General features: G+C 73.8%; 3 protein-coding genes. All 3 read left to right on the top strand.

All coding sequences use genetic code 11. From position 1 onward, the window contains the following. On the top strand, positions 1 to 3,793 hold a 3,793-nt coding region (locus tag ACLEQD_RS17465), incomplete at its 5' end, for an Ig-like domain-containing protein (RefSeq protein WP_410385397.1). Continuing rightward, positions 3,790 to 4,686 carry a hypothetical protein gene (locus ACLEQD_RS17460; RefSeq protein ID WP_410385395.1) on the top strand — a complete coding sequence of 299 codons (897 nt, stop codon included), beginning with the start codon at positions 3,790 to 3,792 and terminating at the stop codon, positions 4,684 to 4,686. The genes ACLEQD_RS17465 and ACLEQD_RS17460, both read left to right, overlap by 4 nt. Positions 4,687 to 4,692: 6 nt before the next feature. After that, a partial coding sequence (locus ACLEQD_RS17455; RefSeq protein WP_410385393.1) for a hypothetical protein occupies positions 4,693 to 5,663 on the top strand: 971 nt, incomplete at its 3' end.

Below are 5,663 nucleotides of genomic sequence, written 5' to 3'. Positions count from 1 at the left end.
GGCTCCGGTCATCGCGGCGCCCACGTCCGGTCAGCTTGTGACGACCCAGACGCCGACGCTCTCCGGCACCGCCGAGGCCAACAGCACCGTGACCGTGCGTGAGGGCACGACGGTGCTGTGCACCACCACCGCGAACGGCTCCGGCGCGTGGTCCTGCATCTCGTCGCAGCTGACGGATGGCACGCACACCATCTCCGCCACGGCGCGGGACGCGGCGGGCAACACCGGCCCGGCGAGCACGTCCGTCCCCTTCACCGTGGACAGCACCGCGCCCGTGGCTCCGGTCATTGCCTCGCCCACCTCCGGTCAGACGGTCGCCACCCAGACGCCGACGCTGTCCGGTACGGCGGAGGCCAACAGCACCGTGACCGTTCGCGAGGGCCCCACCGTCCTGTGCACCGCCACGGCGAACAGCTCCGGCGCGTGGGCCTGCAGCACGGCCTCCACGCTTGCGGACGGTGCGCACACCGTCTCCGCGACGGCGCGGGACGCGGCGGGCAACACGGGCCCGGCCAGCACCTCCGTTCCCTTCAGCGTGGACACCACCGCCCCGGCGCCCCCCGTCGTTACCTCGCCTACGTCCGGCCAGGCGGTCTCCACCTCGACGCCCACCATCACGGGCACGGCCGAAGCGGGCAGCACCGTGACGGTGCGCGAGGGCACCACCGTGCTGTGCACCGCGACCGCCGATGCCTCCGGCGCGTGGTCCTGCACGTCCTCCACGCTCACGGATGGCCCCCACACCGTGTCCGTCACGGCCCGCGACGCGGTGGGCAACACCAGCCCCGCGCGCACCGTGTCCTTCACCGTCGACGCCACGCTGCCGGACGCGCCGGTCATCGTCACGCCCGCGAACGGCGCGGCGCTGGCTGCTTCCCCCGTCACCTACAGCGGCACGGCCGAGCCCGGCAGCCGCGTCACGGTGACGCTGGATGGCACCTCCCTGGGCACCGTCACCGCCAATGGCGCGGGCGAGTGGAGCTTCACGCCCGGCATCGTGCTCGGGGACGGCGGCCACACCCTCACGGCCGTCGCCCAGGACGGCGCGGGCAACACCAGCCCCGTCGCCACCTCCACCTTCACCGTGGACACCACCGCGCCGGACGCGCCGGTCTTCACCGCCCCGGCCCTGAACGCGACCGTCACCACCGCGCGTCCGGCCATCACCGGCACCGCCGACCTCGGCACACAGGTGACGCTCGTCATCGGGGGGAACACCTTCGGCCCGCTGACCGTGGACGCCTCCGGCGCCTGGAGCTTCACGCCGGCCACCGACCTGCCCCAGGGCCCCATCACCGTCAGCGCCACCGCGGCCGACGCGGCGGGCAACGTCAGCGACGCGGCCCAGCTGACCTTCACCGTGGACTCGGTGTCGCCCGACACCGTCATCACCTCGCATCCTCCGGTCGCGAGCAACAGCAGGTCCGCGACGTTCACCTTCCAGGGCACGGACGCGGATGTCGCGGGCTTCGTCTGCACCCTGGACGCCACCAGCGTGGCGTGCGCCTCGCCGTACACGGCGACCGACCTGGACGCGGGCTCGCACACGTTCACCGTCGCCGCCGTCGATGCGTCGGGCAACGTGGACCCCACGCCCGCTGCCTTCACGTGGACCGTGGACGTCACGCCTCCCGCCGCGCCCCTCGTCCTCCAGCCCACGAGCGGCGAGGTGCTCACCTCCGCCTCTCCCGTCATCACCGGCACCGCGGAGCCGGGCAGCACCGTGTACCTGGTCCTCGACAACGGCGCGCCGCTGGGTCCCATCCTCGTCAACGACCAGGGCGCGTGGAGCTACCCCGTGCAGGCCACGCTGGCGGACGGCTCCCACACGCTGAGCGCCACCTCCACGGACGCGGCGGGCAACACCAGCGAGCCCGTGTCGCTCACCTTCTTCATCGACACCGACGCGCCGGACACCACCATCGAGTCGGGCCCCGCCCAGCCCTCGAACAGCGCCAGCGCCACGTTCGAGTTCAGCTCCACCGGCGGCGGCATCGGCTACGAGTGCAGCGTGGACGCGGCGCCCTTCACCGCCTGCGACAGCCCCTTCACGCTCGACTCCCTCGCCGGGGGTGAGCACACCCTCGCCGTGCGCGCCGTGGACGCGGCGGGCAACGTCGATCCGAGCCCCGCTGAGTACGCGTGGACGGTGGACCTGGGCGCTCCCGAGGCCCCGGCCATCACCTCGCCCGCGAACGGCGCCCTCTTCAACACGGGCGCGGTGTCCTACGCCGGCACCGCGGAGGCCGGCTCCACCGTGCGCGTGACGGTGGATGGCGTCTTCGTGGGCACCACCGCGGTCTCCGGCGCGGGCACGTGGACCTTCACCACGGGCCCGGTGCTGGACACCGGCGCGCACACCGTCTCGGTGACGTCGGTGGACGCGGCCGGCAACAGCAGTCAGGCCACGGGCGTCGCCTTCAGCGTGGACCTCGTGGCGCCGGACACGGCCCTCACCGCGTCCGTCCCCGCCGTCACCTCCAGCCGCGAGGCCTCCTTCGAGTTCACCTCGGACGACGCCACCGCGACCTTCGAGTGCCGCTTCGGCTCGGGGGCCTTCGTCCCCTGCACCAGCCCGCAGGAGCGCACGGCGCTCGCGGACGGCACGTACACCGTCCAGGTGCGCGCGGTGGACGCGGCCGGCAACGTGGACCCCACGCCCGCCGCCTTCACGTGGACCGTGGACACCACCGCGCCGGAGACGTTCATCCGCTCCGGCCCCATCGCGGACGACGCGCCGAACCCCGCCACGTTCGACCTGGACTCCGACGAGACCGGCGTCACCTACGCGTGCAGCCTGGATGACGGCCCGTTCACGCCGTGCTCGGACCCGGCCCTCTTCACGGTGACGCCCGGTCCCCACACCCTCGCCGTGCGCGCCACCGACGCGGCGGGCAACGTGGATGACTCGCCCGCCACCTGGTCCTGGTCCGCGACCGATGACGCCGACAACGACGGCCTCACCGACGCGGAGGAGGCCCAGGCCGGCACCGACCCGCGCAACCCCGACACGGATGCCGACGGTCTCCCCGACGGCGTGGAGGTCCACTCCGGCCGCACCGATCCGCTGGATGACGACTCCGATGACGACGGCGTGCTCGACGGCAACGAAGACGCCAACCACGACGGCGTCACCCAGGCCACCGAGACCGACCCCACCCTCGCGGACTCCGACGCCGACGGCCTCACCGACGGCCTGGAGCTGGGCCTCACCGCGCCCCAGGGCACGGGCACCGACCCCGCCCACTTCGTCGCGGACGCCGACCCCGCCACCACCACGGATCCGCTCAAGGCCGACACCGACAACGGCGGCGTCTGGGACGGCATCGAGGACAAGAACCACGACGGCAAGGTGGACTCCGGAGAAACCCACCCGCTCGACGCCGCCGACGACGTGGACGCGGACGGCGACGGCGTGGACAACGCCACCGAGCTGGAGCTGGGGCTCGACCCGTTCAACGCCGACACGGACGGCGACGGCCTCACGGATGGCATCGATGGCCTGGTCGACACCGATGGGGATGGGCTCATCGACGCGCGGGACACCGACAGCGACAATGACGGGCTCACCGATGGCGAGGAAGACGTGAACCACGACGGCATCACCCAGGCCACGGAGACCGACCGCCGCCAGGCAGACACGGACGCGGACGGCCCCGAGCGCCGCGACGGCCTCGAACGCCGCGCCGGCCGCGAAGACCTCGAAGCAGGACGCCCCCCCGGGGCGGCATGCGCTCGAAGCCCGCGACGCGGCCCGCTCCGGAGCGCGTGCCGCAGGAGGATCCATCCGTGAACGTGCCCGAGCATCCGGGGTGCCGCGTGGACGCGCGCTTCTCCGGGCTGTGGCCCCGCGTGAACGCCGTGACGTTCCACCCCACCACGCTGGAGGAGCGGGCGGCGTTCTCCAGGCTCATCCCCGCGCTGCTGACCGCCGCGCCGGGGCAGAAGGACGTGCCCCCGGAGCTGACGAACGTCGCCGCGTCCGCGGGCTTCTTCCTGGAGACCTGGACGACGCCGCGCGACACCTTCTGGGTCCTGCGCGAGCGCACGGACAACCTCCACGGCGCGGGCGCGTATGTGATCCGCACGGGCGAGGCCACCGACGACGTGGTGCAGGTGCCCCACCCCTACTTCGACATCGGCACGGAGGACATCGGCGCCAGCCTCTTCTCCTGCCCGCCGGAGGGCCGCGCGCCGCGCCTGCTCATGACCGCCACCGCGCACCGCTACAGGGGCACGCCCGGTGAGACGCCCGAAGACCCCGAGCACCCCGCCGACGTCGCGCACAACCCGGAGCACCTCTTCCAGACCGTGACCGACCTGGCCGCGCGCCAGCTCCCCGCCCCGCGCGTGGTGCAGCTGCACGGCTTCGGCGAGTCCAAGGTCCAGAAGGGCCGCTCGGAGCTGCTCGCGGCCGTGGTGAGCGACGGGACCCGCAAGCCCGGCAGGTGGGCCCGCAAGGTGGCCGCACCGCTGGAGGAGTCGCTCGGCCCTGGAGTGAAGCTGTTTCCGGACGGGGTGCGGGTGCTCGGTGGGACACAGAACGCGCAGGCCCGCCTGCTCCAGGCCTACCCGCTCGCCCGCTTCCTGCACCTGGAAATGTCATCCCGTACGCGCAAAGCGCTGGCGAGCCCGGCGCGTGTGGACCGGCTGGCCCAGATTCTGTTCGCACCCTTGGAGGACTGAGCGCCGATGTTTCCTGTTCGACGCCGCGCCCGTTACACCCTGCTCGTGGGAGCGCTCGCGGCGCTGCCCGTCATCGCGCAGCCCGCCGTTTCCCAGCCGTCCGTCATCGCCCGCAGCGAAGAGGGCATGACGTGGCGGCCGCGCGCCCTCCGGGGCCCGGTGGCGCTGGAGGACCTGCGGGGCCACGCGCCCTACGTGCCCTCCGGCGTCCCCCAGGTGGCGGGCGCGATGGAGGTGTCCGCCCAGAAGGGCGCCGCCGTGTGGCTGGGCCCGCTGGACGTGGTGCGCGTCACCGGCCCCGCCGGAGCGCTGCGCTTCACCCGCGTGCCGCTGTCGGAGGGCGACGAAGCGCCCGAGCTGCGCGTGGAGGAAGAGGGCGTGTCGGAGCGTCCGGGCCGCTGGTACCTGGCGGAGCCCATGGGCGCCGGCAGCATCTGGTGGATCACCGCGCCGAAGAACGCCCGCATCGTGGTGGAGCGCCCGGAGCACACGTCCTCGGCGCGCACCGAGGAGCGGATGCGCGACGCGCTCCTCAAGTGGGTGGACGGCAAGGGCCCGCGTCCGGCGCTGGCGTTCGACGCGGCCACGCGCGCGCGGCTGGACGTGGACGCGGCGCTGGAGGCGGAGCTCGTGAAGGACGAGCCCGCGTCCTCGCCCTTCCGGACCGCGGTGCGCGACTGGCGCAAGGCCGCGGCGCTGCGCGAGTGGGCGCTGGTGTCGCCCCTCTACGGTCAGGCGGTGCGCGTGGAGCGTCCGCGTCCCGCCGGCACGGAGGTGGTGCTGGAGGGGATGGACGCGCCGTGGGTCCGCCCGGAGGTGAAGGGCTCGGTCTGGGCGCTGGAGCTGGAGGGCCCGGGCGTGTTCTCGCTGGAGGCGCGCGCCGTGCTGGGAAATGGCGCGCCCGCCGAGGCGCCGGCGGTGGAGGTCTACGGCGTGGGCGGGGTGCTCGCGCAGGCGCAGCTCACGCCGCAGCCGCG

Source organism: Corallococcus sp. 4LFB (assembly GCF_046520365.1).
Lineage (GTDB): Bacteria > Myxococcota > Myxococcia > Myxococcales > Myxococcaceae > Corallococcus > Corallococcus caeni.
Note: the sequence above shows the minus strand (reverse complement) of the source record. Positions and strands in the feature narration are given on the sequence as shown.